Annotated in this window: 24 protein-coding genes; 10 read left to right on the forward strand and 14 right to left on the reverse strand. The window is 70.7% G+C overall.

The window, feature by feature from the left end:
• Positions 1-100: 100 nt before the first annotated feature.
• Positions 101-283, forward strand: coding sequence for a PspC domain-containing protein (locus tag ABD369_RS21345; RefSeq protein WP_344638077.1), 183 nt, complete (start codon positions 101-103; stop codon positions 281-283).
• Positions 284-407: 124 nt separating this feature from the next.
• Here ABD369_RS21345 and ABD369_RS21350 read toward each other — a convergent pair whose 3' ends face one another.
• The 3 genes from ABD369_RS21350 to ABD369_RS21360 all read right to left on the reverse strand — a co-directional run bounded on the left by ABD369_RS21350 (position 408) and on the right by ABD369_RS21360 (position 3,448).
• Positions 408-830 (reverse strand): hypothetical protein, encoded by a 423-nt coding sequence (locus tag ABD369_RS21350; RefSeq protein ID WP_344638078.1) that lies wholly within the window; start codon positions 828-830, stop codon positions 408-410.
• Between the two features lie 269 nt (positions 831-1,099).
• On the reverse strand, positions 1,100-2,248 hold the full coding sequence (locus ABD369_RS21355; RefSeq protein ID WP_344638079.1) for an adenosine deaminase: 1,149 nt from the start codon (positions 2,246-2,248) through the stop codon (positions 1,100-1,102).
• Positions 2,249-2,491: 243 nt separating this feature from the next.
• Positions 2,492-3,448, reverse strand: a complete 957-nt coding sequence (locus ABD369_RS21360; RefSeq protein WP_344638080.1) for a LysR family transcriptional regulator — start codon at positions 3,446-3,448, stop codon at positions 2,492-2,494.
• 63 nt (positions 3,449-3,511) lie between these two features.
• Here ABD369_RS21360 and ABD369_RS21365 point away from each other — a divergent pair, with 63 nt between their 5' ends.
• Positions 3,512-4,825: an MFS transporter gene (locus tag ABD369_RS21365; protein ID WP_344638081.1), complete on the forward strand. Its 1,314-nt coding sequence runs from the start codon at positions 3,512-3,514 to the stop codon at positions 4,823-4,825.
• Positions 4,822-5,376 carry a Uma2 family endonuclease gene (locus ABD369_RS21370; protein WP_344638082.1) on the forward strand — a complete coding sequence of 185 codons (555 nt, stop codon included), beginning with the start codon at positions 4,822-4,824 and terminating at the stop codon, positions 5,374-5,376. The genes ABD369_RS21365 and ABD369_RS21370 overlap by 4 nt, the downstream gene beginning before the upstream one ends.
• A 31-nt stretch (positions 5,377-5,407) precedes the next feature.
• Here ABD369_RS21370 and ABD369_RS21375 read toward each other — a convergent pair whose 3' ends face one another.
• From ABD369_RS21375 to ABD369_RS21405, 7 genes are all read right to left on the reverse strand, one after another.
• On the reverse strand, positions 5,408-6,691 hold the full coding sequence (locus ABD369_RS21375) for a thymidine phosphorylase (protein ID WP_344638083.1): 1,284 nt from the start codon (positions 6,689-6,691) through the stop codon (positions 5,408-5,410).
• A 160-nt stretch (positions 6,692-6,851) separates the two neighbouring features.
• A complete protein-coding gene (locus ABD369_RS21380) occupies positions 6,852-7,247 on the reverse strand; it encodes a cytidine deaminase (RefSeq protein WP_344638084.1) in 396 nt (131 codons plus the stop codon).
• Positions 7,244-8,515 carry an ABC transporter permease gene (locus ABD369_RS21385; RefSeq protein WP_344638085.1) on the reverse strand — a complete coding sequence of 424 codons (1,272 nt, stop codon included), beginning with the start codon at positions 8,513-8,515 and terminating at the stop codon, positions 7,244-7,246. Before ABD369_RS21385 ends, ABD369_RS21380 begins: the two co-directional genes overlap by 4 nt.
• On the reverse strand, positions 8,512-9,666 hold the full coding sequence (locus tag ABD369_RS21390; protein WP_344638086.1) for an ABC transporter permease: 1,155 nt from the start codon (positions 9,664-9,666) through the stop codon (positions 8,512-8,514). Before ABD369_RS21390 ends, ABD369_RS21385 begins: the two co-directional genes overlap by 4 nt.
• A gap of 3 nt (positions 9,667-9,669) precedes the next feature.
• Complete coding sequence (locus tag ABD369_RS21395; RefSeq protein WP_425557707.1) at positions 9,670-11,277, reverse strand: ABC transporter ATP-binding protein; 1,608 nt, start codon at positions 11,275-11,277, stop codon at positions 9,670-9,672.
• A gap of 282 nt (positions 11,278-11,559) precedes the next feature.
• Positions 11,560-12,627 (reverse strand): BMP family lipoprotein, encoded by a 1,068-nt coding sequence (locus ABD369_RS21400; RefSeq protein ID WP_344638087.1) that lies wholly within the window; start codon positions 12,625-12,627, stop codon positions 11,560-11,562.
• A gap of 321 nt (positions 12,628-12,948) precedes the next feature.
• Positions 12,949-14,214, reverse strand: a complete 1,266-nt coding sequence (locus tag ABD369_RS21405; protein ID WP_425557708.1) for an amidohydrolase — start codon at positions 14,212-14,214, stop codon at positions 12,949-12,951.
• Positions 14,215-14,607: 393 nt separating this feature from the next.
• Here ABD369_RS21405 and ABD369_RS21410 point away from each other — a divergent pair, with 393 nt between their 5' ends.
• The gene (locus ABD369_RS21410) at positions 14,608-16,674 is read left to right on the forward strand and encodes a S53 family peptidase (protein ID WP_344638088.1); all 2,067 of its coding nucleotides are present in this window, start codon (positions 14,608-14,610) and stop codon (positions 16,672-16,674) included.
• A 67-nt stretch (positions 16,675-16,741) separates the two neighbouring features.
• Here ABD369_RS21410 and ABD369_RS21415 read toward each other — a convergent pair whose 3' ends face one another.
• Positions 16,742-18,346, reverse strand: coding sequence for an acyl-CoA mutase large subunit family protein (locus ABD369_RS21415; RefSeq protein WP_344638089.1), 1,605 nt, complete (start codon positions 18,344-18,346; stop codon positions 16,742-16,744).
• Positions 18,347-18,466: 120 nt separating this feature from the next.
• On the opposite strand from ABD369_RS21415, the gene ABD369_RS21420 reads away from it, so the two are divergent.
• Together ABD369_RS21420 and ABD369_RS21425 are read left to right on the forward strand one after the other, a co-directional pair.
• Complete coding sequence (locus tag ABD369_RS21420) at positions 18,467-19,210, forward strand: SDR family oxidoreductase (protein ID WP_344638090.1); 744 nt, start codon at positions 18,467-18,469, stop codon at positions 19,208-19,210.
• A gap of 501 nt (positions 19,211-19,711) precedes the next feature.
• On the forward strand, positions 19,712-20,206 hold the full coding sequence (locus tag ABD369_RS21425) for a 2-oxo-4-hydroxy-4-carboxy-5-ureidoimidazoline decarboxylase (protein ID WP_344638133.1): 495 nt from the start codon (positions 19,712-19,714) through the stop codon (positions 20,204-20,206).
• 27 nt (positions 20,207-20,233) lie between these two features.
• Here ABD369_RS21425 and ABD369_RS21430 read toward each other — a convergent pair whose 3' ends face one another.
• Positions 20,234-20,953 (reverse strand): hypothetical protein, encoded by a 720-nt coding sequence (locus ABD369_RS21430; protein WP_344638091.1) that lies wholly within the window; start codon positions 20,951-20,953, stop codon positions 20,234-20,236.
• Between the two features lie 242 nt (positions 20,954-21,195).
• Here ABD369_RS21430 and sdhC point away from each other — a divergent pair, with 242 nt between their 5' ends.
• From sdhC to ABD369_RS21450, 4 genes are read left to right on the forward strand one after another with little or no spacing between them, the layout of a single operon-like run.
• Positions 21,196-21,576 (forward strand): succinate dehydrogenase, cytochrome b556 subunit, encoded by a 381-nt coding sequence (sdhC, locus tag ABD369_RS21435; RefSeq protein WP_344638092.1) that lies wholly within the window; start codon positions 21,196-21,198, stop codon positions 21,574-21,576.
• 6 nt (positions 21,577-21,582) lie between these two features.
• Positions 21,583-22,074, forward strand: coding sequence for a succinate dehydrogenase hydrophobic membrane anchor subunit (locus tag ABD369_RS21440; protein WP_344638093.1), 492 nt, complete (start codon positions 21,583-21,585; stop codon positions 22,072-22,074).
• Between the two features lie 36 nt (positions 22,075-22,110).
• On the forward strand, positions 22,111-23,853 hold the full coding sequence (sdhA, locus tag ABD369_RS21445; protein ID WP_344638094.1) for a succinate dehydrogenase flavoprotein subunit: 1,743 nt from the start codon (positions 22,111-22,113) through the stop codon (positions 23,851-23,853).
• Positions 23,853-24,626, forward strand: a complete 774-nt coding sequence (locus ABD369_RS21450; RefSeq protein WP_344638095.1) for a succinate dehydrogenase iron-sulfur subunit — start codon at positions 23,853-23,855, stop codon at positions 24,624-24,626. Before sdhA ends, ABD369_RS21450 begins: the two co-directional genes overlap by 1 nt.
• Before the next feature lie 56 nt (positions 24,627-24,682).
• Here the strand turns inward: ABD369_RS21450 and ABD369_RS21455 are convergent, their stop codons facing one another.
• Both ABD369_RS21455 and ABD369_RS21460 read right to left on the reverse strand, forming a co-directional pair.
• Positions 24,683-25,024 (reverse strand): hypothetical protein, encoded by a 342-nt coding sequence (locus tag ABD369_RS21455; protein WP_344638096.1) that lies wholly within the window; start codon positions 25,022-25,024, stop codon positions 24,683-24,685.
• 14 nt (positions 25,025-25,038) lie between these two features.
• Positions 25,039-25,284 (reverse strand): SCO4848 family membrane protein, encoded by a 246-nt coding sequence (locus ABD369_RS21460; RefSeq protein ID WP_344638097.1) that lies wholly within the window; start codon positions 25,282-25,284, stop codon positions 25,039-25,041.
• Between the last annotated feature and the right edge of the window lie 131 nt (positions 25,285-25,415).

Genomic DNA, 25,415 nt, shown 5'->3' on the forward strand with positions numbered 1-25,415 from the left:
ATCACCATCGCGGCTGACGTCCAGAGCGGCGGGAGAACCGAGGATGGAGACATGCCCGCCGGAGAGACCGGCACCGGGCCGAAAGACTTCGGAGAGCTCCATGAGCGTCCTTGCCCGCCCTCGCCACAACCGCGTCATCGCCGGCGTCTGCGCCGGGATCGCCGACCGCTTCGGACTCTCCCCGTGGACCGTCCGGCTCATCTTCCTGGCCTCCTGCCTGCTGCCCGGGCCGCAGTTCCTGATCTACCTGGCGCTCTGGCTGCTGCTCCCGCAGGAGCCGTGAGCCGACGGCGCCAGCCGCGCCTCGACGCACACCACAACGCCCCGAAGGGCCGCCGGTCCGGGCGGCCCTTCGGGGCGTTCGGGCGATTGCGCGCCGGCCGCGAGGCCGGCCCGCGGCCGGTGGGTCAGCCGGCGAGGCCGGGCAGCTGGGCGTTGCCGAGCGCACCGGTGAGCACACCGGCGCCGGGCACCTTGCTCAGGGCGTCCGCACCCGGCAGGCCGCGGGTCGCCTTCTTGGCGCCGGCCGAAGCGTCCTCGGCGGGCGCGTCGGCGGTCCCGTCGGCCGCGGGGTCCTGCGCCGCCGGGGCCGGGGCCAGGGAGGAGCCGACGCCGTGGTTGAGGTCGCCGACCGCGTTGGTGACCGGGGCGGTCGGCAGCTTGCCGGTCGCACTGGTGGCGGCGCCGGTCAGCACCCCGGACTTGTCCAGCACGTTGGCCGGGCTCCCGAACCCACCGGAGCCGGCGGCGGAGGCGGAACCGGCGGCAGCCGCCGCGAGCGCGACGCCGAGCGCCGCGGTTCCGGCGATCTTCAGAGTGGCCTGCTTCATGTGTTGGTCCTCGGTCCTCGTCGGTGGGCGGCGCGCGGACGCGCCCGGGGACGCACACCGCTACACCGTGTCAACAGTGACTGGCACACCGTAGTGACAAGGTTCCGGGAGGTACAACGACCGTTAACTCCCAGGGGTGACCGGTCGGATGAACGCAGGACCCGGGCAGTGGCCCCACGTTCATCCGACCGCTCGTCAGGCGCGGTTTCGGGCATCCCGGGACCGCGTCAACACGGAACGCGGTCGCCGAGGGCCGCCCGCGGCGACCCTCAGGCGCCGGCGCTGAACAGCCACTCCGCCTTGAGCTCGGCGTAGCCGGGCTTGATCACGTCGTTGATCATCGCCAGGCGCTCGTCGAAGGGCAGGAAGGCCGACTTCATGGCGTTGACGGTGAACCACTCCATGTCACCCAGGGTGTAGCCGAACGCCTCGACGATGTGCTCGAACTCGCGGCTCATGCTGGTGCCGCTCATCAGTCGGTTGTCGGTGTTCACGGTGACCCGGAACTTCAGCCGGCTGAGCAGGCCGATCGGGTGCTCGGCGTACGAGGTCGCGGCGGCCGTCTGCAGGTTGGAGGTGGGGCACATCTCCAGCGGGATGCGCTTGTCACGCACGTACGCGGCCAGGCGGCCCAGCTCGACCCGGCCGTCCTCGTGGACGGTGATGTCGTCGATGATCCGCACGCCGTGACCGAGCCGGTCGGCGCCGCAGCACTGCAGGGCCTCCCAGATCGACGGCAGGCCGAAGGCCTCACCGGCGTGGATGGTGAAGTGGTTGTTCTCGCCCTTGAGGTAGTCGAAGGCGGCCTGGTGGCGGGTGGGAGGGTAGCCGGCCTCGGCACCGGCGATGTCGAACCCGACCACGCCCTGGTCGCGGTAGCGGTTGGCGAGCTCGGCGATCTCCTGGGAGCGGGCGGCGTGGCGCATCGCGGTGAGCAGCGCGCCGACCCGGATCCGGTGGCCGTTGGCCTTGGCCCTGGCCTCACCGAGGCGGAAGCCCTCGTTGACGGCCTCGACCACCTGGTCGAGGGTGAGGCCGGCCTCAAGGTGCTGCTCGGGGGCGTACCGGACCTCGGCGTACACCACGCCGTCGGCGGCCAGGTCCTCGGCGCAGTCGGCGGCGACCCGGATCAGGGCCTCGCGGGTCTGCATCACGGCGCAGGTGTGCGCGAAGGTCTCCAGGTAGCGGACCAGCGAGCCGGAGTCGGCGGCCTCGCGGAACCACTCGCCGAGCTTGGCCGGGTCGGTGGTGGGGAGCCCCTCGTAGCCGCAGGCGGCTGCCAGTTCGACGATGGTCTGGGGGCGCAGCCCGCCGTCGAGGTGATCGTGCAGGAGCACCTTCGGGGCACGGGCGATCTGGTCGGAGGTGGGAATGCGGGGGCCTGTGGTGCCCGCAGCGACAGGGATCTGCTTCTCCATTGCGGGAGTGTAGCCCCTACGCGCGTAGATTCACCATGTCGATCATCGCCCGTCCACCCGGACAGCGCAACGGGACCACCCGAGGGGCGGGGGCGCCCCGGGCCGCGCGGAGAGCCGCCCATCAGACGGAGAGCCGCCCATCAGGGGCACCGGCTCCGGACGGCGGCCCGCCTCGTCCGGCACGGGGCGGGTCCGGTCCACCGCGGCAGGTCCCCGCGCAGCCCGCCAGCCCCGGGGGCGCCCTCAGTCGTGGTCGAGCAGCCGCCCCCGGCGGGAGAGGACGAAGTCGCGGAAGGCCGCCGCCGGCGGGGTCAGCGGCCGGCCCGCCACCCAGGCGAGGCCGATCGCCCGGCGGGTGCGGGGCGCCGTCACCTCCAGTTCGACCACGCCGGGGCGCGGGACGAGACCGGGCGGCAGCAGCGCCACCCCGAGCCCGGCCGCGACCAGCCCCCGCAGCGTCTCCGCCTCCTCCCCCTCGAAGGCGATCCGGGGCGCGAACCCGGCCTCCGCGCAGAACGCCTCCGTGATCGCGCGCAGGCCGTACCCCTCCTCCACCACGACGAACGGCTCCTGGGCCACCTCGGCCAGCCGGATCCGGCGCCGCCCGGCGAGCCGGTGGTCACAGGGGACGGTCAGATAGAGCCGCTGCTCGTCCAGCGGACGGGCCGTCAGGTCGGTCGCGTCCGGCAAGGGTGAGACCAGGCACAGGTCCAACTCGCCGTCGCGCAGCCGCTCCAGCATCGCCGCGACGTAGTCCTGCACCAGCTGGAACCGCACCTGCGGGTGATCGGCCCGGAAATCCCGCAGCAGCGCCGGCACCGCGTCCGTCCCCATGGTGTGCAGGAAGCCGAACGCCACCCGCCCGGACACCGGGTCGGTCTCCGCGCGGGCCAGCTCGACGCCGCGCTCCAGTTCGGCCAGCGCCCGCTCGACCGAGCCCAGCAGCAGCCGGCCCGCCCGGGTGAGCCGGACGGTACGGCCCTGCCGGGCCAGCAGGTCCACCCCCAGCTCGCCCTCCAGCCGGGCCACCGCCCGGGAGAGCGTCGGCTGCGGCATCCCCAGCAGCTGTGCCGCCTGCGTGACGTGTTCCAGCCGGGCGACCGCCGCGAACTGGGCCAACTGCGGCGCGAGGTTGGCGACGGCGGACTCCCGGCCGAGTTCGGCCGGGTGCAGGGGCGGCGAGCTGCTCTCATGCGTCACAGCATCGATTCTCCGTCAGTCATGCATTGGACGCATCAAGCAGCACGGTCCTACGTTCTAACCATGTCGCCTGCCATTGAGGGGGCATCCGCACCGGCACGACCGGGCGCCCCCGCCCAGCCAGCTTCCACCGCTCCCACCGACGCCGGGCCCGAGGACTCGCGGCACCGCCCGGGTGAGCGCGGCTTCCGCCACGCCAACCTCGCGCTGTTCGCCGCCGGGGTCGCCACCTTCGTCCTGCTGTACTCCACCCAGGGCTTGCTGCCGATCCTCTCCGCCGACCTCGATCTCACGCCGGGGCAGGCGAGTTGGACCTCCTCGGCGGCAACCCTGGGACTGGCTTTGGCGCTTCTCCCGGCAAGCGCGCTGTCCGACCGGTTCGGCCGCACCGCGGTGATGACCACCTCCACCGTGGCCGCCTCGGTGGTCGCCCTGGCCCTACCCCTCGCGCCGGACCTCTCCACCATGGTGGTGCTGCGGGTGCTCCAGGGCGCCGCCCTCGCCGGGCTGCCCGCGACCGCGATGGCCTACCTCGCCGAGGAGGTCCACCCGAGCGCGCTGGCCTCCGCGATGGGCCTGTACGTGGCGGGCAACAGCATCGGCGGCATGGGCGGCCGCCTGGTCTCCGGCTGGGTGGCCGCCGCCTGGGGCTGGCGCTGGGGCCTCGCCGCCTCGGCCGCCATGGCCGTGCTGGCCACCCTGGCGTTCCGGCTGCTCATCCCGGCCGCCCGGAACTTCCGCCGGGCCCCGGTGGACGCCCGCGCCCTGACCCGTACGGTCTCGGCCCACCTGCGCAATCCGCTGCTGCTGCGGCTGTACCTGCTCGGCCTGCTCTTCATGGCCGTGTTCGGCGCGGTCTACAACACCGTCGGCTACCGGCTCATCGCCGCGCCGTTCCACCTGCCCGAGTCGCTGGCCGCCTCGGTCTTCGGGGTGTACCTGGTCGGCACCGCCACCTCGGCCTACGCCGGCAGGCTCGTCGGCCGCGTTGGCCGGCGCGGCGCGCTGTACGCCTCGATCGGCACCACCACCGCCGGGCTGCTGCTCTCGCTCGGCGACTCGCTGGTCTGCGCGCTGCTCGGCCTGGTCCTGATCACCGCCGGCTTCTTCGCAGGCCACGCCACCGCCTCGTCGTCGGTCGGCCGCACCGCCACCCACGGCCGCGCCCAGGCCTCCGCGCTCTACCTGATCGCCTACTACCTCGGCAACAGCCTCGGCGGCACCGTCGGCGCCGACGAGTACCACGCCACCGGCTGGACGGGCACCGCCGCCGTCGGCCTCATCGCGATGGCTCTCGCCGCCGCCGTCACCCTCTACGCGACCCGGCAGGCCGCCGCCGCCCGACGGGAGTCGGCCGTCGGTACACTCCGGACATGAGCATCGATCCGGCTGCGTACGCCCGGCTGCGGGAGATCGCCGACCAGCTGCCGCAGATCCCCGGGATAAGCAAGGTGGAGATCGCCGACGGCGAGATCGTCATGATGATGTCACCGGTGAAGAGGCACGAGTTGGCCGTCGTGCGGATCGCCCGTCAGCTCAACCTGCAGCTGCCGAAGACTCATCCTGGCCACATTGCGCACCCGGGCGCAGATCTGGAGGACACGGGTCTCGGCCGGTTGCGGTGCCCTGACCTCATGGTCTTTCCCGAACAGGTGCTTGAGGGCGAGGAGCCGGCAGTCCAGCCGCACGAGGTGCTGCTCGTAGTCGAGGTCGTCTCCAAGTCCAACCCCGAGAACGACTACCAGAACAAGGTCCGCGACTACGCGGCCATGGGTATCCCGCTGTACTTGCTGGTCGACCCGCGCAAGGGCACCGGTATCGTCCACGACCAGCCCGGCTACGTCTCCCGCAAGGAGTTCGCGTTCGGCGACACCGTCACCGTCGGCCCCTGGACGATCGACACCTCGGTCCTGCTGACGTACGCCTGAGACCGGCGTACGTCAGCAGGACCTCGGCGGATCACGCGATGCGGTCGAGGATGATCGGGGTCGGGGTGAATCCGGTGCCCGCCGGGGAGATCTCGATGCCGCCGGACAGCGCCTCGATCGCGTAGTCGTAGCGCTCGGGGGTGTCGGTGTGCAGGGTCAGCAGCGGCTGGCCGGCCACGACGGTGTCACCCGGCTTGAAGTGCATCTCGACACCGGCACCCGCCTGCACCGGGTCCTCCTTGCGGGCGCGGCCGGCACCCAGGCGCCAGGCGCAGACGCCCACGCCGTAGGCGTCCAGCTTGGTGAGCACGCCGCTCTCCGCAGCGGTGATCACGTGCTGCTCGCGGGCGACCGGCAGCGGGGCGTCCACGTCGCCGCCCTGGGCGGTGATCATGCGGCGCCAGTGGTCCATCGCGGAGCCGTCGCGCAGCGCGTCCGCCGGGTCCTTGCCGTGGACGCCCGCCGCGGCGAGCATCTCGCGGGCCAGCGCGATGGTCAGCTCGACCACGTCGGCCGGGCCGCCACCCGCCAGCACCTCGACGGACTCGCGGACCTCCAGCGCGTTGCCGGCGGTGAGCCCGAGCGGGGTGGACATGTCGGTCAGCAGGGCGACCGTGTTGACGCCCGCGTTGGTGCCGAGACCCACCATGGTGCGGGCGAGCTCCTGGGCGTCGGCGAGGTTCTTCATGAACGCGCCGGAGCCGACCTTGACGTCCAGGACCAGTGCGCCGGTGCCTTCGGCGATCTTCTTGGACATGATCGACGAGGCGATCAGCGGGATCGCCTCGACCGTGCCGGTGACGTCGCGCAGCGCGTACAGCTTCTTGTCGGCGGGGGCCAGGCCGTCGCCCGCCGCGCAGATGACCGCGCCGGTGTCGCGCAGCACCTGCATCATCTCGTCGTTGGAGAGCAGCGCCCGCCAGCCGGGGATGGACTCCAGCTTGTCCAGGGTGCCGCCGGTGTGGCCGAGGCCCCGGCCGGAGAGCTGCGGGACGGCCGCACCGCAGGCCGCGACCAGCGGGGCCAGCGGCAGCGTGATCTTGTCGCCGACACCGCCGGTCGAGTGCTTGTCGGAAGTCGGCACGCCCAGCTCGGAGAAGTCCATCCGGACCCCGGAACGGATCATCGCGTCGGTCCAGCGGCTGATCTCCCGGAGGTTCATGCCGTTCAGCAGGATGGCCATGGCCAGCGCGGACATCTGCTCGTCGGCGACCTCGCCGCGGGTGTAGGCGTCGATCACCCAGTCGATCTGAGCGTCGGTCAGCTCACCGCGATCGCGCTTGGTGCGGATAACGGAGGGGGCGTCCATGGACATGGAATCTCCAAGAGGGTGGGTCAGGTACTCACATGCATGCGATCGGCGACTCGCTTGCGGGAGTTGCCGCAGGAACATCGCCGCGAAAAACGGAGAGTGCCGCGAAAAGACCGGATTTCAGTCTCCTCGCGACACTCTACGCGCGTAAAAAGAGCTGCTGCTAGAGCCGCTCGGGTCCGAACGCGTCCGGCAGGACCTGCGCCATGGTCTTCACGCCCGAGGGCAGGTCGATCAGCAGGTCCGGACCGCCGTGCTCGTACAGCAGCTGGCGGCAGCGGCCGCACGGCATCAGCAGCTCACCGGCGCCGTCCACACAGGTGAACGCCACCAGCCGGCCGCCGCCCGAGGCGTGCAGCGCGGAGACCAGGCCGCACTCGGCGCACAGCCCGAGCCCGTACGAGGCGTTCTCCACGTTGCAGCCGGTGACGGTGCGCCCGTCGTCGACCAGGGCCGCGGCCCCGACCGGGAACTTGCTGTACGGCGCGTACGCACGCGACATCGCGTCCCGGGCGGCGGCCCGCAGCCGCTCCCAGTCCGGGGCCCCGGCGGCGGTCACTTGCCCTGGCCCTTGCGGTAGATCTGCCCGTCGGCCTTCGGCGGGCGCAGTCGCTGCGAGGCCAGCGCGAGCACCACCAGGGTGATCACGTACGGCGTGGCGACGATCAGCGGACGCGGCACCGAGTCGGTGGTCGCGTACCAGGCGGCCAGACCGCCGGCCACCACGAAGCTGACGATCGCACCGGTGACCTTGCGGCGGTACAGCTGCCACAGCGCCATCAGCGCCATCGCCACGGCGACCACGATCAGCAGCACGTGCACCGAGTCGGCGTCGCGCAGCTGGAGGCTGTCGGTGAAGCCGAACAGGCCCGCACCGGCGGCCAGGCCGCCCGGCAGCCAGTTACCGAAGATCATCGCGGCCAGACCGATGTAACCGCGACCCTGGGTCTGCCCGTCCTTGTAGAAGTGGGCCGCCACCAGCGAGAGGTACGAGCCCGCCAGGCCGGCGAAGGCACCGGAGACGATGACCGCGATGTACTTGTACTTGTAGACGTTGACGCCCAGCGACTCGGCGGCCGTCGGGTTCTCGCCGCAGGAGCGCAGCCGCAGACCGAAGACGGTGCGCCAGAGCAGGAAGTAGCTGGCGACCACCAGGGCGGCGGCGATCAGGATGACCACCGAGAGGTTGGTGACCACGCCACCCAGGATGCCCGCGACGTCGGAGACCAGGAACCAGTGGTGCGACTCCACGGTGTCCAGCCAGTGCGACAGGCCCGGCACCGTGATGTTCGGCAGCGAGTTGGCCGGCGGGGACTGGTTGGCGCCGGCGCCGTCGGCGACGTAGTCGGTGTAGTAGATCTTGTTGATGTACGCGCAGATGCCGGGGATCAGCAGGTTGATGCCGACGCCGGAGACGATGTGGTCCACACCGAAGGTGACGGTGACGACCGCGTGCAGCAGACCGCCGAGCGCGCCGCCCGCCATGCCGGCGAGCAGGCCGACCCAGGGGTTGACCAGGAAGCCGGCCCAGGCACCGCAGAAGGTGCCGGCGACCATCATTCCTTCCAGACCGATGTTGACCACACCGGCCCGCTCGGACCACAGACCGCCGAGGCCGGCGAGCGCGATCGGCACGGCCGAGCCGAGCGCGGCGGCGACCTGGCCGGAGGAGGTCAGACCGTGGTTGCCGGTCAGCATGCCGACCACGGAGAACAGCGTCAGGACGCCGGCGATCAGCAGCAGCACGACCGGGGTCGAGAGCTTGGCCTTCTTGGCGGGCGTGCCGCCGGGGGCCTTGGGCTTAGCAGCAGCGGTTGCGGTACTCATGCCGCCACCTCCTTCTTGGCGGCCGCCGCGGCCTGTGCGGCGAGCTGGGCGCCGACCTTCTGCTGCTGGCGCTTCAGACCGAAGCGGCGCACCAGCTCATAGGCGACGACGACACAGATGACGATGACACCCTGCATGACCGCGGCGATCTCCTGCGGGTAGCCGGAGAACGGCAGCTGGACCGCGGTGGCGTCCAGGAAGGCGAACAGCAGCGCCGAGAAGGCGATGCCGATCGGCGAGTTCCGGCCGAGCAGCGCGATCGCGATGCCGAGGAAGCCGAGACCGGGCTGGAAGCTCTGGCCGTAGCTGTACGAGTTCTGCAGCAGGTCGGGCAGACCGATCAGACCGGCCAGCGCACCGGAGACCAGCATGCTGGTCAGCACCATGCGCTTGACGTTGACGCCCGAGGCGTGCGCGGCGCTCTCCGAGCGACCGGTGGCGCGCAGGTCGAAACCGAACCGGGTGCGGGTGAGCACCAGTTGGAAGACCACGCCGACCAGGACCGCGATGAAGATGAAGCCCCAGAGGCTGCCGCCCTGGGTGTCCAGGGCGAAGAAGTGGCTGGAGGCCGAGACCGGGTCGGTCTGGATGGAGTTGCTGACGCCGCCCTTGCTCGACGGCGCGAACACGCCGGGGACCAGCAGCAGACCGACCACCGCGGTGGCGATGGAGTTCAGCATGATGGTCGAGATGACCTCGCTGACACCCCGGGTGATCTTCAGGACACCGGCGACACCGGCCCAGATGGCGCCGACCAGCATGGCGACGACGATCAGCAGCGGGATCTGGACGACCGCGGGCAGGTCCACCTGGGAGCCGACGAACGCCGCGAACAGCGCGGCCAGCTTGTACTGGCCCTCGGCGCCGATGTTGAACAGGTTCATCCGGAAGCCGAAGGCGACCGCGACACCCGCGAGGTAGTAGGTGGTGGCCTTGTTGAGGGTGGCCACCTGGGCGTCGGACTTGACGCCGTAGCTCAGCATCGTGCTGAACGCGTTGAACGGGTCCAGCCCGGAGACGGCGAGCAGGACGGCACACAGCACGACCGAGAGCAGCACGGCCAGCACCGGCGCGGAGAGGCCGAGCAGGACGCGCTCGCCGTCGAAGCGCTTGGCCGCCGGGCGCGTGGCGGTTTCAGGACTACTGGTCATGGGTTACTCCCCCGCCTGCGCGTTGCCGTCGGCGGTGTCGGTGGGCTCGTCGGCGGACTCGCCGAGGTGCGGGTGCTCGGCCTCGGCCTCGGTGCCCTCGGCGGCGACCGCCTTGTCCTCCTCGACGGCCTCGGACTCGGACTCGATGTGACCGGTGGCCGCACCGGTCATCGCGGTGCCCAGGTCCTCTGCGGTGACCGTGGCCGGGTCGGCGTCGGCGACCAGGCGGCCGCGGTAGATAACCCGGATGGTGTCGGAGAGGCCGATCAGCTCGTCCAGGTCGGCGGAGATCAGCAGCACCGCCAGGCCCGCGCGCTGCGCGGTGCGGATGTGCTCCCAGATCTGCGCCTGCGCACCGACGTCCACACCGCGGGTGGGGTGGGCGGCGATCAGCAGCTTGGGGTCATGGGCCATCTCGCGGCCGATGATCAGCTTCTGCTGGTTACCACCGGAGAGCGAGGCCGCGGTGACGTCGATCCCGGGGGTGCGAACGTCGAACTCCTCGACGATCCGCTGGGTGTCCTTGCGGGCGGCGGCCGGGTCCAGGAGGACGCCCTTGGAGTTGGGCGACTCGGTGACGTGACCGAGGATGCGGTTCTCCCAGAGCGGGGCCTCCAGCAGCAGACCGTGCCGGTGGCGGTCCTCCGGGATGTAGCCGATGCCGGCCTCGCGGCGGGCGCGGGTGAGCGAACCGGAGAGGTCCTTGCCGTCCAGCGTCACGGTGCCGGCGTTCAGCGGGAGCATGCCCATGATCGCCTCGACCAGTTCGGCCTGGCCGTTGCCCTCGACACCGGCGATGCCGAGGACCTCACCCTTGCGGATGCTCAGCGAGATGTCGTCCAGGACCACGCGCTCGATGCCCTCGGCGTCCGCCTTGGCGATGCGCAGGCCCTCGACCGTGAGCATCTCCACGTCGGTGACGGTGCACTCGCGGCTCTCCGGGGAGGGCAGCTCGGCGCCGACCATCAGCTCGGCGAGCTCGCGGGCGGTCACGCTCTTCGGGTCGGCGTCACCGACGGTGGTGCCGCGGCGGATGACGCTGATCGCATCGGCCACCGAGAGCACCTCGTGCAGCTTGTGCGAGATGAAGATGACGGTGACGCCCTCGGCCTTGAGTTCGCGGAGGTTGTCGAAGAGCGCGTCCACCTCCTGCGGCACCAGCACCGCGGTGGGCTCGTCCAGGATCAGGATCCTGGCGCCGCGGTAGAGCACCTTGAGGATCTCGACGCGCTGGCGGTCGGCCACGCCCAGGTCCTCGACCAGCGCGTCCGGGCGCACGCCCAGGCCGTACTGGTCGGAGATCTCCTTGATCTCGGCCTTGGCCTTGGCGCCTATGCCGTGCAGCTTCTCGCCGCCGAGGACGACGTTCTCCCACACGGTGAGGTTGTCGGCCAGCATGAAGTGCTGGTGCACCATGCCGATGCCGCGCGCGATGGCGTCACCGGGGGTGTGGAACTCGACCTGCTCGCCGTTGATGGTGATGGTGCCCTCATCGGGCTTCTGCATCCCGTAGAGGATCTTCATCAGCGTGGACTTGCCGGCGCCGTTCTCGCCCATCAGGGCGTGCACGGTGCCGGTGTTCACGGTGAGGTTGATGTCGTGGTTGGCCACGACGCCGGGGAAGCGCTTGGTGATACCGCGCAGTTCGACGGCCGGTGTCGCCGTCCCCGTGCTGGGGTTGCCGCCCTTGTTCAGGACGGGTTCGGAAGCGGTGATGGCGATCTCCTGGTGTTCTGGATGGCGCGTCGCTGCGCTGGAGGGCCAAGACGGGGGGATTTGAGGGGGATGGGAGGGGCCCGGTGGAGCGCGTTACGCGCGCCCCGCCGGGCCCCTCCCTGAATTCGCGTCAATCACGCCCTGCCCGGCAGGAGGCAGTGGCAGGTCAGGCTGGTGTCAGTTCTGCGGCGCGGTCGGGACCTTGGTGGCACCCGAGGTGATGGCCGTGGTGGCGTCGTCCAGCTTGGCCTTGAAGTCGCCGATGAAGCCGCCGGTGGTGGCCAGCGAGACGCCGTCGCTCTTCAGGTCGAAGTTCTTGACACCGGTGAGCGGGTTGCCGTCCTTGGCCGCCTTGATGTACTGGAACACCGCGACGTTCACGTTCTTCACCATCGAGGTGAGGATGTGGTCCTTGTACTTCTGCAGCGCCGGCTGCTTGGCCTGGTCGGCGTCGACACCGATGGCCCAGGCGCCGTCCTTCTGCGAGACGGCCTCGATGGCGCCCGAACCGGAGGAACCGGCGGCGGAGTAGATGATGTCCGCGCCCTTGTCGAGCTGGCCCTGAGCGGCCTCCTTGCCCTTGCCCGGGTCGTTGAAGCCGCTGAAGTCCGGCGGGGTGCTCAGGTAGGTGGTCTCGACCTGGATCTTCGAGTCGACCGAGGCGACACCGGCCTTGTAACCGGCCTCGAACTTCTTGATCAGCTCGGACTGGACACCGCCGATGAAGCCGACGTGCTTGGTCTTGGTCTTCAGCGCGGCGGCGACACCGGCCAGGTACGAGCCCTCCTGCTCCGAGAAGGTCAGCGAAGTGACGTTGCTCGGCTGGGTGTTGGAGGAGGAGTCGATGATCGCGAACTTGACGTTCGGGTTCTCCTTGGCGACCTTCTCGACGGCCGGCTGGTACACGAAGCCGACTGCGATGATCGGGTTGTAGCCCTTGGAGACCAGGGTGGAGAGACGGGTCTCCTTGTCGGCCTCGGCCTCACCGGTCTTGGCCTCCTGCTCGGCGACGTCCACGCCCAGCTGGGCCTTGGCATCGTCGAGACCCTTGGCGGCCGAGTCGTTGAACGACTGGTCGCCACGGCCGCCGATGTCGTAGGCCATGCCGACCTTGAGGGCGGAGCCGCCGGAGGAGCCGGAGCCGGAGGAGGCGGTGTCGGTGCTCTTTGCGCCGCAAGCGGCGAGCGAGGCGATGCCCAGGGATCCCGAGAGCACTACCGCGGCGAGCTTCATTGAACGGCGCAAGGGAGTTTCTCCTTCTCAACACAGCCGTTTGGCGTGGTTGAGCGCCACCGTAACGCGCGTAGAACACGGTTGGGTTACAGCCTGCGGGGGCCTGGGGGTTGTTACCAAAATGTGGTCCTACGTCCGGACAAAGCGGACAAAAACGAAACCCTCTATCCCCCGAACTGTCAGTGTCGGGTGATAACGCGAACACCCTGCGCCAGTACTCGAACACCCTACGCCAAGACGCCGCTTGCTCTCACATCCGCTTCTCGTATACGTATATCCCGCCGCCGCTTGCCACTTGCCGCTTGGCCCCGCGGGGCCGGGAAGGCCCCCGGCTCACACCCGGCCGTGCTCCAGCGCCAGCGCCGCGAAGAGCTCCACCCCGATCCCGATCGCCCGCTCGTCCACGTCGAAGTCGCCCTGGTGCAGGTCGCGCACCCCCTTCTCGTGCGGGGCCCGGACGCCGAGCCGGGCGAGTGCACCGGGGGCCTGCTCCAGGTACCAGGAGAAGTCCTCACCGCCGAGGCTCTGCTCGGTGTCCTCGACCACCGGGCCACCGCCCTGGGCGAAGCGGGCGGTCATCGCCGCCTCCAACTGCGCGATCGACTCGTGCTCGTTCACCACCGGCGGCACGCCGCGGTGGTAGTCGAGGCTCCACTTGGCGCGGTAGGTTTCGGCGATCTTGGCGATCAGCTCGTGCAGCGCGTCGGGCGCCTCGCGCCAGCCCGCCAGCTCCAGGCAGCGGACCGTGCCCTCCAGTTCGGCGTGCTGCGGGATGACGTTCGGCGCCGACCCCGAGGCGATCCGGCCCCAGACCAGGCTGACGCCCCAGCGCGGGTCCATCCGGCGGGCCAGCGCGGCGGGCAGGTCGGCGGCCATCCTGGCCACCGCCGTCACCAGGTCGGTGGTCAGGTGCGGCCGGGCGGTGTGACCGCCGGGACCGTCCAGGTGGAGCTCCAGGCGATCGCAGGCCGAGGTGATGGCACCGATCTTCAGGCCGATCCGGCCGACCGACACCCTGGGGTCGCAGTGCAGCGCGAAGATCCGGCCGACCCCCTCCATGCCGCCCGCCTCGATCACGTCCAGCGCGCCGCCCGGCATCACCTCCTCGGCCGGCTGGAAGATCAGCCGCACCGGCTGCCTCAGCTCCCCGGCCTGCAGCGCCTGGGCCAGCACCAGCGCGGTACCCAGCACCACTGAGGTGTGCACGTCGTGCCCGCAGGCGTGGGCCCGGCCCGGCAGGGTGGAGTGGTAGGGGACCTCGGTCTTGGCGTCGTCGATCGGCAGCGCGTCGATGTCCGCGCGGAAGGCCAGGAAAGGCGCGCCCGGCCTGGCCCCGGCCGGCACCAGGTCCACGATCATGCCGGTGCCACTGGGGAGCACCCGGGGCGTGAGCCCGGCTGCCACCAGCCGCTCGCGCAGCAGCCTGGTGGTACGGAACTCCTGCCGTCCGAGCTCGGGGTGGCGGTGCAGGTCCCGGCGGAACGCGATCAGCTCGGCCTCGTACGCCCGGACCCGGGCGCGCAGGTCGGAGCCCGGCCGGACGGCACCAGAGCGGGCGGGGGGTGTGGGTGCGGACTCGACGGCCTGAGGTTGGTTCACCTCAACAAGAGTAGGCCGGTGACAGGGATTTGGCCTGACTTCCGAAGAAGTCATGCTTACCGGCCGTGCAGATGGGTATGACATACCGTTTCAGCCGCCTTCCCGATGATCACTGCCCTGTGCAACGACTCCAGGGCCCGACGGACACGGCGGCCCCTGGGAGCCTGCCGCAATCCGCCCCTCTGCCCGGATTGCCCCGCACTGCGCCCCTACCCGCGGGTCATGCGCTGGCAAAGCTTTTGGATGAACTCTTGAGCAGCGCACACGCGTCCGAATAGACAACTACCGCACAGTCAACTTCCCTGCCACAGCTGGGTGAACAGCTCGTGGCTTCCTCCGTCATGCCCTGATGAAGGCGATCTGACGGACCGTTCACAGAAGTGGGGACCCTACGTGCCAGCAGCACGAACCCTGCGCACCCGGGCGGCGGTGGCGGCTCCGGCCGTCGCCGCGCTGATCCTGGGCACGCTCGCGGCCGCGACTCCCGCCGGTGCAGCCACCCCGGTCAACGAGCAGGCCGCCAAGGAGCTGCCGGGCAGCCACCCGGCCTGGGCCACCGCGCAGGCCGACGCCGGGGCCGTCGCCGACTCCACCCAGAGCACCGCCCGGGTCTACCTGGCCGGCCAGAACTCCGCCGGGCTGGCCGCGCTGGCCAAGGCCGTCTCGGACGTCAACTCGCCCGACTACGGCAAGTTCCTCTCCGCCGACGAGGCCAAGACCAAGTTCGGCGCCACCCCGGCCCAGGTCAAGGCGGTCACCGCCTGGCTGACCGGCGCCGGCCTCAAGGTCACCGACCAGACCGCGCACTACGTCGAGGTCTCCGGCACCACCGGCCAGCTGGCCAAGGCCTTCGGTGCCCCGATCCACTCGTACCGGACCGCCGACGGCACCCACCGCGCACCCGCCCGCGACGTCGTGGTCCCCGCCGCCCTCGCCGGCTCGGTGCTGGGTGTCGCCAACCTGACCGACGTCCAGCACAAGGCCGTCTCCCAGGCCGTCTCGGTCAAGGACGCCGAGCAGGCCGGGGCCCAGTCCCGGGCCGCCGCCGCGCCCGAGGCCGCCAAGCCGGACGCCGGCCTGCCGACCGTCCCGACCTGCTCGGACAACGGCTACGCCTCCAAGATCGCCAAGGGCGCCCCGGCCGGGTACGAGAAGAACGAGCCCTTCGCTCCGTGCTCGTACACCCCGACCCAGCTGCGCAAGGCGTACGGCATCAGCGATGCCAAGGTGACCGGCAAGGGGGCCCGGATCGCCATCATCGACGCCTACGCGCTCGGCACCATGGAGCAGGACGCGAACCACTTCGCGCAGCTGCACGGCGACAAGCCGTTCGCCAAGGGCCAGTACAGCGAGGTCGTCACCAAGGACAAGTGGAACCACCAGTCCGACTGCGGTGACTGGTCCGGCGAGGAGGCCCTGGACGTCGAGATGGCGCACGGTCTCGCGCCCGACGCCAAGGTCGTCTACGTCGGCGCCGACTCCTGCCTGGACGGCGACCTGAACGCCGCGCTGGCCAAGGTCGTCGACGGTCACCTGGCCGACATCGTCTCCAACTCGTGGGGCGAGATCATGCACGGCAAGAGCGGGGACCTGGACCCGGCCGTGATAGCCGCCGACAACCAGCTCTTCGAGCTCGGTGCCGTCGAGGGCATCAGCTTCACCGTCTCCAGCGGTGACTGCGGCAACGACTCGCCGCAGGCCGCCGCGACCGGCATCAACTGCGAGAAGGAGACCAACCAGGCGCAGGCCCAGTGGCCGTCCTCCTCGCCGTGGGTCACCTCGGTCGGCGGCACCGCCCTGGAGCTCGCCGACAAGACGGGCAAGTACGGCCACGAGGTCTCCATGGGCGACGTGCGCTCGGTGCTCTCGGACGACGGCAAGTCCTGGACCCCGAAGCCCGGCACCGGCACCTTCTACTTCGGCGGTGGCGGCGGCGTCTCCAAGGACTTCCAGCAGCCCTGGTACCAGAAGGGCGTCGTGCCGAAGTCCGTCTCCATGACGGCGGCCGACGGCACCAAGTCCCTCACCCCGCTGCGCGCCACCCCCGACGTCGCGATGAGCGGTGACCTGGTCGCGGCCACCCTGGTCGGTTACACCGACAAGGGCGCCTACAGCGAGGGCGGCTACGGCGGCACCTCGGTCTCCGCGCCGGAGTACGCGGCCATCCTGGCCGACACCATCCAGGAGCGCGGCGGCCGGGCGATCGGCTTCGCCAACCCCGCCATCTACGACCGGGCCGGCACCAAGGCGTTCCACGACGTCAACGACGCCGCCGTGCGCACCCCGCGCGGCAACGTGGTCGACCTCGGCATGGTCGGCGGCTCGCTCAAGGTCCGCCTGTACAAGATCGGCGCCGACTACGGCCTGACCGCGAAGAAGGGCTACGACACCGCGACCGGCGTCGGCACCCCGAACGGCGCTGACTACTTCAAGTCCTTCAAGCTGCCCAGGAAGAACTGACGCGGCGCACCACCCGAACGCCCCCGGTCCCTCTGCGGACCGGGGGCGTTCGCCCTGTCGGTCGGCCTCAGAAGCGCTCGACGGGCGCGTACGTCCCCCAGATCTCGCGCAGCGCGTCGCAGACCTCGCCGACGGTGGCCCTCGCCGCCAACGCCTCCCGCATCGGGTACAGCACGTTGTCGCTGCCGGAGGCGGCCCGGCGCAGCGCGGTCAGCGCCCGATCCACCGCCGGACCGTCACGCCGCGCACGGAGGCCGGCCAGCCGCTCGGCCTGCCGCGCCTCGATCGCCGGGTCCACCCTGAGCGGCTGGTAGGGCTCCTCGGCGTCCAGCCGGAAGCGGTTGACCCCGACCACGGTGCGCTCGCCGGAGTCGGTCTCCTGCTGGATGCGGTAGGCGGTGCGCTCGATCTCGCCCTTCTGCCAGCCCCGCTCGATCGCGGCCACCGCGCCGCCCGACTCCTCGACCCTGGCCATGAGTCCGAGTGCGGCCGCCTCCAGGCCGTCGGTCATCGACTCCACCGCGTAGCTGCCCGCGAACGGGTCCACGGTGGCGGTGACGTCGGTCTCGTACGCGAGCACCTGTTGGGTGCGCAGCGCGAGCCTGGCGGCCTTCTCGGTGGGCAGCGCGATGGCCTCGTCGTAGCTGTTGGTGTGCAGCGACTGGGTACCGCCGAGCACCGCGGCGAGCGCCTGCACCGAAACCCGGACCAGGTTCACCTCCGGCTGCTGGGCGGTGAGTTGGACCCCCGCGGTCTGGGTGTGGAAGCGCAGCATCTGCGACTTGGGGTTCTGGGCCCCGAACTCCTCCCGCATCACCCTGGCCCAGATCCGCCTGGCCGCACGGAACTTGGCGACCTCCTCCAGGAGGGTGGTGCGGGAGACGAAGAAGAAGGACAGGCGCGGCGCGAAGTCGTCCACGTCCATCCCGGTGGCGACGGCGGTGCGCACGTACTCGATGCCGTTGGCCAGCGTGAAGGCGATCTCCTGCGCGGGGTCCGCCCCCGCCTCGGCCATGTGGTAGCCGGAGATCGAGATGGTGTTCCACCTCGGGATCTCGGCCCGGCAGTACCGGAAGACGTCCGCGACCAGGCGCAGGCTGGGCTTCGGCGGGAAGATGTACGTCCCGCGCGCGATGTACTCCTTCAGCACGTCGTTCTGGACCGTGCCGCTCAGCCGGCCGGGCGCCACCCCCTGCGCCTCGCCGACCAGTTGGTAGAGCAGCAGGAGCAGGGCCGCGGGTGCGTTGATGGTCATCGAGGTGGACACCTCGCCCAGCGGGATGCCGCCGAACAGGATGTCCATGTCCTCGACCGAGTCGATCGCCACCCCGACCTTGCCGACCTCGCCGGCCGCGATCGGGGCGTCCGAGTCGTACCCCATCTGGGTCGGCAGGTCGAAGGCGACCGACAGGCCCGTGGTGCCGTGGGCGATCAGCTGCCGGTACCGGGCGTTGGACTCGGCGGCGGTCCCGAAGCCGGCGTACTGGCGCATGGTCCACGGCCTGCCGGTGTACATCGTCGGGTAGACCCCCCGGGTGAAGGGGTACTCGCCGGGCCGGCCGAGCCCGGCCCGCGCGTCCCAGCCTTCGAGGTCTTCGGGGCCGTACACCGGCGCGATCGGGAGGCCGGACTCGGTGCGGCGGGGATCAGTGTGGCGGGGGTCGGCTGCCATGCGGGGCCTCCGCGGGATGGAAGGTGCCTTGACCGCAATGTAGTGGGGGACGGAAGGCGGCGCCGGTCGTACGCGTTGAGATGATCAGTTCCAACGACCGGATCTTTCCCAGGAGTGGCAATGACCGAGCAGAAGGTGGCCGTGGTCACCGGTGCGAGCAGCGGGATCGGCGCGGCGACCGCCAGACGGCTGGCGGCGGACGGATTCGACGTGGTCCTCGCCGCCCGCCGGACCGAGCGGATCGAGGCGCTGGCCAAGGAGATCGGCGGCCGCGCCTACACCCTGGACGTCACCGACCGCGCCGCCGTCGACGCCTTCGCCGCCGAGGTCGGCCGGGTGGACGTCCTGGTCAACAACGCGGGCGGGGCGATCGGCGCGGAGTCGGTGGAGAGCGGCGACCCGGACGACTGGCGGGCCATGTACGAGGTCAACGTGATCGGCGTGCTGCACGTGACCCAGGCGCTGCTGCCCGCCCTGCGGGCGAGTGGCGACGGCACGGTGCTGGTGCTCTCCTCCACCGCCGCGCTGGCCGCCTACGAGGGCGGCGGCGGGTACGTCGCGGCCAAGCACGCCGCGCACACCATCGCCGCGACGCTCCGGCTCGAACTGTGCGGCGAGCCGATCCGGGTGATCGAGATCGCCCCCGGCATGGTCAGGTCGGAGGGCTTCGCGGTGACCAGGTACCGCGGGGACGAGGAGAAGGCCGCCGCGGTGTACGCGGGCGTGGCCGAGCCGCTCACCTCCGAGGACATCGCGGACACCGTCTCCTGGGCCGTCACCCGGCCCTCGCACGTCAACATCGACCTGCTGGTGGTCCGCCCGCGCGCCCAGGCCGCCAACCACAAGGTCCACCGCGTGCTGTAGCCCAGATGAGGCTCCTCCGGGCGGCGGGGCGCGGGCCCGCCGCCCACCGTCCCGCGCGCTTCCCGCGCCCCCGTCCGCCCGGGTGCCCCTCGGGAACGCCCTGCCCCTGGGGCCCTGGGACATGACCCGTTGGTGTCAACGTCACAACTTGATAGCTCGATCGAATGAATTCTGCGCGCCGCCTCCACAACTGATGAGCACTCAACTACCGTTGTCCCGCTGCCGGGTCGGACCTCCTGACGCCCGGCCCGGCCCGCTCCCACAGGTCGGTCGCGCCATCGCACAGCACGTATGTCCGTGCGCGCACCCGCCCCTGCCTGCTCCCCTCACGAGGAGGACCCGCTGGCCAGCGACATCCCGCCGCAGCGACCCGATCCTCCCCCGGACACCGTCCGGGAGGACCCGCCCCCGGACACCGTCCGGGAGGACCCGCCCCCGGACACCGTCCGGGAGGACCCGCCCCCAGACTTCGTCCGGGGGGACCCCCGATCGACGCCGTCCCTGCTCGGGCTCCACCGCTTCAACGAGGCCGACCCCGGCGCGGCGGAGGAGGCCCTGCTGGCCTGCTGCGGCAGCCACCGGTGGGCCCTGCGACTCGCGGCCCACCGCCCCTACCCCGACATAGAGTCCCTGCTCGCCGCCGCGAGCGAGGCCTCGTACGACCTGCGGCCGGCCGATCTGGCCGAGGCGCTGGCGGACGAGAGCTGGATGCCGCAGCCGCAGCTAGGCATGCGCGCGCCCGGCAGCCAGGCGGCCCACACCGCCCTGCGGGCCGCACACGCCGCGTACGAGGCGCGGTTCGGCCATGTCTTCGTGGTGTGCCTGGACGGCATCGACCCCGAGGAGATGCTCGACACCGTGCTGAGCTCGATCCGCACCCGGCTGGCGAACGACCCGGACGAGGAGCGCCTGATCGCCGCCGAGGAGCTCCGCCGGATCGCCCTGACCAGACTGGAACACCTGGTCGCCACCCACCAGGCCAGCCCGGCCCGCTAGGGCCTGGCCCAGCGCGTCACCCCGCTGTTACTGCTGCTGCGCCTCCCGCAGCTTGGCCACCTGCGCCTGGACCAGCCCCTGGTCCGGCGCGGGGGCCGGGTTCCCGCCCGCCCCGACGGTGGTGAACACCGCCAGTACCGTGCCGGCCCGCGCCAGCAGGGCGCGCTGGACGAGCGAGGTGGCGTCGGATTCATTCGTGAGGGTGAACGCGCTGGCGCCGTCCGCTCCCTCCGGCGTGGGCGTGTCGATCCTGGACAGCCGGTGCCTGGTACGGACCACGGTTCCCTTGCCGCCCGCCGGTCCGGCGCTCCGGGCGGTCGAGGTGAAGCTGCCGCACTGCGCCAGTACCCGGTCCAGCTCGCCCTGGATGTCGGCGGCCCGGCCGGGCTCGAAGGCCAGCAGGCCGGCGTAGACACTGCCCGCGGGGTCGGCGGCGAGCGCGACGCCGAGATCGGTCTCGGCGATCGGGCCGGAGGCCGCCTTGCCCGGCGCCATCGCGTCGAGCACCGGCTGACAGGCCGCCACGTCGGAGGTCTGGCGGTCGGCGCCCTGGGCGGTCTGCCGGCCCGGGGCCATCAGGGTGACGCTGTATCCGTGACCGAGGTCGCCGTCGGTGACGGCAGCGGCCCTCAGCTGGTCGGCGGTGAGCAGCCGGGGTACTCGGTCGGACGACGGGGCTACGGTGGCGCAGCCGGCCGCCAGCGCGAGCAGCGCACAGCTCAGGACACTCAGGGGACGGTGGGGCACGGCGGTCCTCGACAGCGGGAAGCGGACGGTGGATCGCACCGTAGCGCAGTTGCACCATCACCCAGAGTGACAGTTCCCGGTTCTGCTAGCCCGTACGTGCCTGATTGATCACACCTGACACCCCCGGAGGCGTCCGACGACACGGCGTCGATAGGATGCTGGCGGCCGGTGGACCGTACCCGGCCGGGCTGACCGACACCGAAGCCGGCCGAGCCCCCGAATCCGCTTCCGGAGGGTTTTCCGTGCCGGCTGGAACGCTGTACCGCGGCCGGGAAGGCATGTGGAGCTGGGTGGCTCACCGAGTCACCGGCGTCCTCATCTTCTTCTTCCTGTTCGCACATGTCCTCGACACCGCACTGGTGCGGGTGTCGCCGCAGGCGTACGACTCCGTCATCGCGACGTACAAGACGCCGCTCGTGAACCTGATGGAGTACGGCCTCACCGCCGCCATCCTGTTCCACGCCCTGAACGGCCTGCGCGTCGTTGCCGTGGACTTCTGGGCCAAGGGCCCGAAGTACCAGAAGCAGATGCTCTGGACCGTCGTCGGCGTCTGGGTCGTCCTGATGGCCGGCGCCTTCTACCCGATCCTGCAGCACACCCTTCGCACCTGGTTCGGGGGCTGATCCCAGATGGCTACTGAGACCACCGACACGCTGGTCGTCCCGTCCGCCCAGGCCCACACCGGCCAGGGCCTGGGGACCGGCAACCCGGCCGACGCCTTCGTGATCGAGCCGGCCCGGACCCGCACGAAGAAGACCCCGCGCCGTACGCGCACCAACTTCGAGATGCTCGCCTGGCTGTTCATGCGCCTGTCGGGTGTCGTCCTGGTCGTCCTGATCCTGGGCCACCTGCTGATCAACATCGTCCTCGACGGCGGTGTCTCCAAGATCAGCTTCGCCTTCGTGGCCGGCAAGTGGGCCTCGCCGTTCTGGCAGGGCTGGGACCTGCTGATGCTGTGGCTGGCCATGCTGCACGGCGCCAACGGCATGCGCACGGTCATCAACGACTACGCGGAGAAGGACTCCACTCGCCTGTGGCTGAAGCTCCTCCTGGGTGCCGCGACCGTCTTCACGGTCCTGCTCGGCACCCTGGTGATCTTCACCTTCGACCCCAACATCTAAGTCGGTAGCGAGCCCACAGCGAGGCGACTAACCCCCATGCAGATTCACCAGTACGACACCGTCATCGTCGGCGCGGGCGGCGCCGGCATGCGCGCGGCCATCGAGTCGACGCAGCGCAGCCGCACCGCCGTGCTGACCAAGCTCTACCCCACCCGGTCCCACACCGGCGCGGCCCAGGGCGGCATGTGCGCCGCCCTCGCCAACGTCGAGGAGGACAACTGGGAGTGGCACACCTTCGACACGGTCAAGGGTGGTGACTACCTGGTCGACCAGGACGCCGCCGAGATCATGTGCAAGGAGGCCATCGACGCGGTCCTCGACCTCGAGAAGATGGGCCTGCCCTTCTCCCGCACCGACCAGGGCCGGATCGACCAGCGCCGCTTCGGCGGTCACTCCCGCAACCACGGTGAGGCGCCCGTCCGCCGCTCCTGCTACGCGGCCGACCGCACCGGTCACATGATCCTCCAGACGCTGTTCCAGAACTGCGTCAAGCACGGTGTCGAGTTCTTCAACGAGTTCTACGTCCTCGACCTGCTCATCAACGAGGGCAAGACCGCCGGCGTCGTCGCCTACGAGCTGGCCACCGGCGAGATCCACGTCTTCCAGGCCAAGGCGGTCGTGTTCGCCTCCGGCGGCACCGGCAAGATGTTCAAGGTCACCTCGAACGCCCACACGCTGACCGGTGACGGCCAGGCCGTGGCGTACCGCCGGGGCCTGCCGCTGGAGGACATGGAGTTCTTCCAGTTCCACCCGACGGGCATCTGGCGCATGGGCATCCTGCTCACCGAGGGTGCCCGCGGCGAGGGCGGCATCCTGCGCAACAAGGACGGCGAGCGCTTCATGGAGCGCTACGCCCCCGTCATGAAGGACCTCGCGTCCCGTGACGTCTGCTCGCGCGCCATCTACAGCGAGATCCGCGAGGGTCGCGGCTGCGGTCCGGACGGCGACCACGTCTACCTGGACCTGACCCACCTGCCGCCGGAGCAGCTGGACGCCAAGCTCCCGGACATCACCGAGTTCGCCCGCACCTACCTCGGCATCGAGCCCTACACGGACCCGATCCCGATCCAGCCCACCGCGCACTACGGCATGGGCGGCATCCCGACCAACGTCGAGGGTGAGGTGCTGAAGAACAACACCGACATCGTCCCGGGCCTGTACGCGGCCGGCGAGGTCGCCTGCGTCTCGGTGCACGGCGCCAACCGCCTGGGCACCAACTCGCTGCTGGACATCAACGTGTTCGGCCGCCGCGCGGGCATCGCCGCCGCCGGCTACGCCGAGAAGCACGACTTCGTCGAGCTGCCGGCCGACCCGGGCAAGCTCGTCCAGGACATGGTCGACGGCCTGCGCGAGTCCACCGGCACCGAGTCGGTGGCCCAGCTCCGCAAGGAGCTGCAGGAGAGCATGGACGCCAACGCGTCCGTGTACCGCACCGGTGACACCCTGAAGCAGGCGGTCAAGGACGTTCGCAACCTGCGCGAGCGGTACAAGAACGTCGCCATCCAGGACAAGGGCATGCGCTACAACACGGACCTCCTGGAGGCCGTGGAGCTGGGCAACCTGCTCGACCTGGCCGAGGTGCTGGTCGTCTCCGCGCTGGCCCGCGAGGAGTCCCGCGGCGGTCACTACCGCGAGGACTTCCCCAAGCGCGACGACGAGAAGTTCATGCAGCACACCATGGCGTACCAGGAGGTTGCCGCGGACGGCAGCACCTCGATCCGCCTCGACTACAAGCCGGTCGTGCAGACCCGCTACCAGCCGATGGAGCGTAAGTACTGATGAGCACTCCGACCGTGGAGAAGCACTCGGCCGCTCTGGACGCGGCCGAGTCGGGTGCCACCCAGCTGATCACCGTCACCCTCCGGATCCGCCGGTTCAACCCGGAGGAGCACCCGGACCCGGTGTGGGTCGACTACAAGCTGGAGATGGACCCCAAGGAGCGCGTCCTGGACGCCCTCAACAAGGTCAAGTGGGAGCAGGACGGCACCCTCACCTACCGCCGTTCCTGCGCGCACGGCATCTGCGGCTCCGACGCCATGCGGATCAACGGCCGCAACCGGCTGGCGTGCAAGACCCTGATCAAGGACGTCAACCCGGAGAAGCCGATCACGGTCGAGGCCATAAAGGGTCTCGCGGTCCTCAAGGACCTGATCGTCGACATGGACCCGTTCTTCCAGGCGTACAAGGACGTCATGCCGTTCCTCATCACCAAGGGGAACGACCCGACCCGCGAGCGCCTGCAGTCCCAGGAGGACCGCGAGCGGTTCGACGACACCACCAAGTGCATCCTGTGCGCCGCGTGCACGTCGTCCTGCCCGGTCTTCTGGAACGACGGCCAGTACTTCGGCCCGGCCGCCATCGTCAACGCGCACCGCTTCATCTTCGACTCGCGTGACGAGGGCGCCGAGCAGCGCCTGGAGATCCTCAACGACCGTGAGGGCGTGTGGCGTTGCCGCACCACCTTCAACTGCTCCGAGGCCTGCCCCCGTGGCATCGAGGTCACCAAGGCGATCCAGGAAGTGAAGCGGGCCCTGGTGACCCGCCGCTTCTAGTCGCCGAGCCCCGAGGGCCCGTCCGGTCGAACCGGACGGGCCCTCGGGCGTTCTCGTCAGGACAGGACGCCCAGGTCCTTCGGCGCGGTGAAACCGTGGAAGGTCAGCAGGTGCCGCTCGGCGGTCACCGCGTACAGGTCCGGCACGCCGTCGCCGTCGATGTCGCCCACGCTGGCCAGCGTCGGGTACTCGTCGACCGGGAAGGTGCCGGCCACCGTGCCCGAGGCCGGATCGGCCAGCGCCGAGAAGTCGTACGTGCCGTCGGCCAGTTTGCCGACCGGGTACGTCCGCAGCGTGCCGGTGGCCCGCTCGCGGGCCCACAGGGCGAGGCTGCCGATATGCGTGCGCCGGATAAGCGCCCGGCGCAGATCCTGGCAGCGCCGGGGCGGTGGGGGCAATCGGTTTGGAAGGGTCAGTCCTCGCGGGGCGCGCGCAGGCCGCGGACGCCGATGCCGCCGATCACGAGGCCGAGGAGCAGGGAGGTGACGGCGAGCAGGAGGTGGATCCAGAAGAAGGCGGTGGGCTGGGAGTGGTCGCCGCCCACGAAGGCCTGGCCGCCGGAGTCCTTCCAGAGGTTCTTCACGAAGGTGGTCCAGATGATCAGGGACCAGACGCCGAAGGCGGCGAGGAACCAGGAGGCGCGGCGGCTGAGCTTCATGGGGTGTCCTTGGGCGGGAGGGGCGGTCTCGTTCCAGTATGAGGAGTCTGCCGGACGGCCCAGCGACCGGCACTCTTCGGAGGGACGGATACGGCGCGGCGACCGAATCGGCAGCGGTCTGGGTACGTTCA

Origin of the sequence: Kitasatospora cystarginea (assembly GCF_039533515.1) — a bacterium.
In the GTDB taxonomy this organism is placed as follows: Bacteria; Actinomycetota; Actinomycetes; order Streptomycetales; family Streptomycetaceae; genus Kitasatospora; species Kitasatospora cystarginea.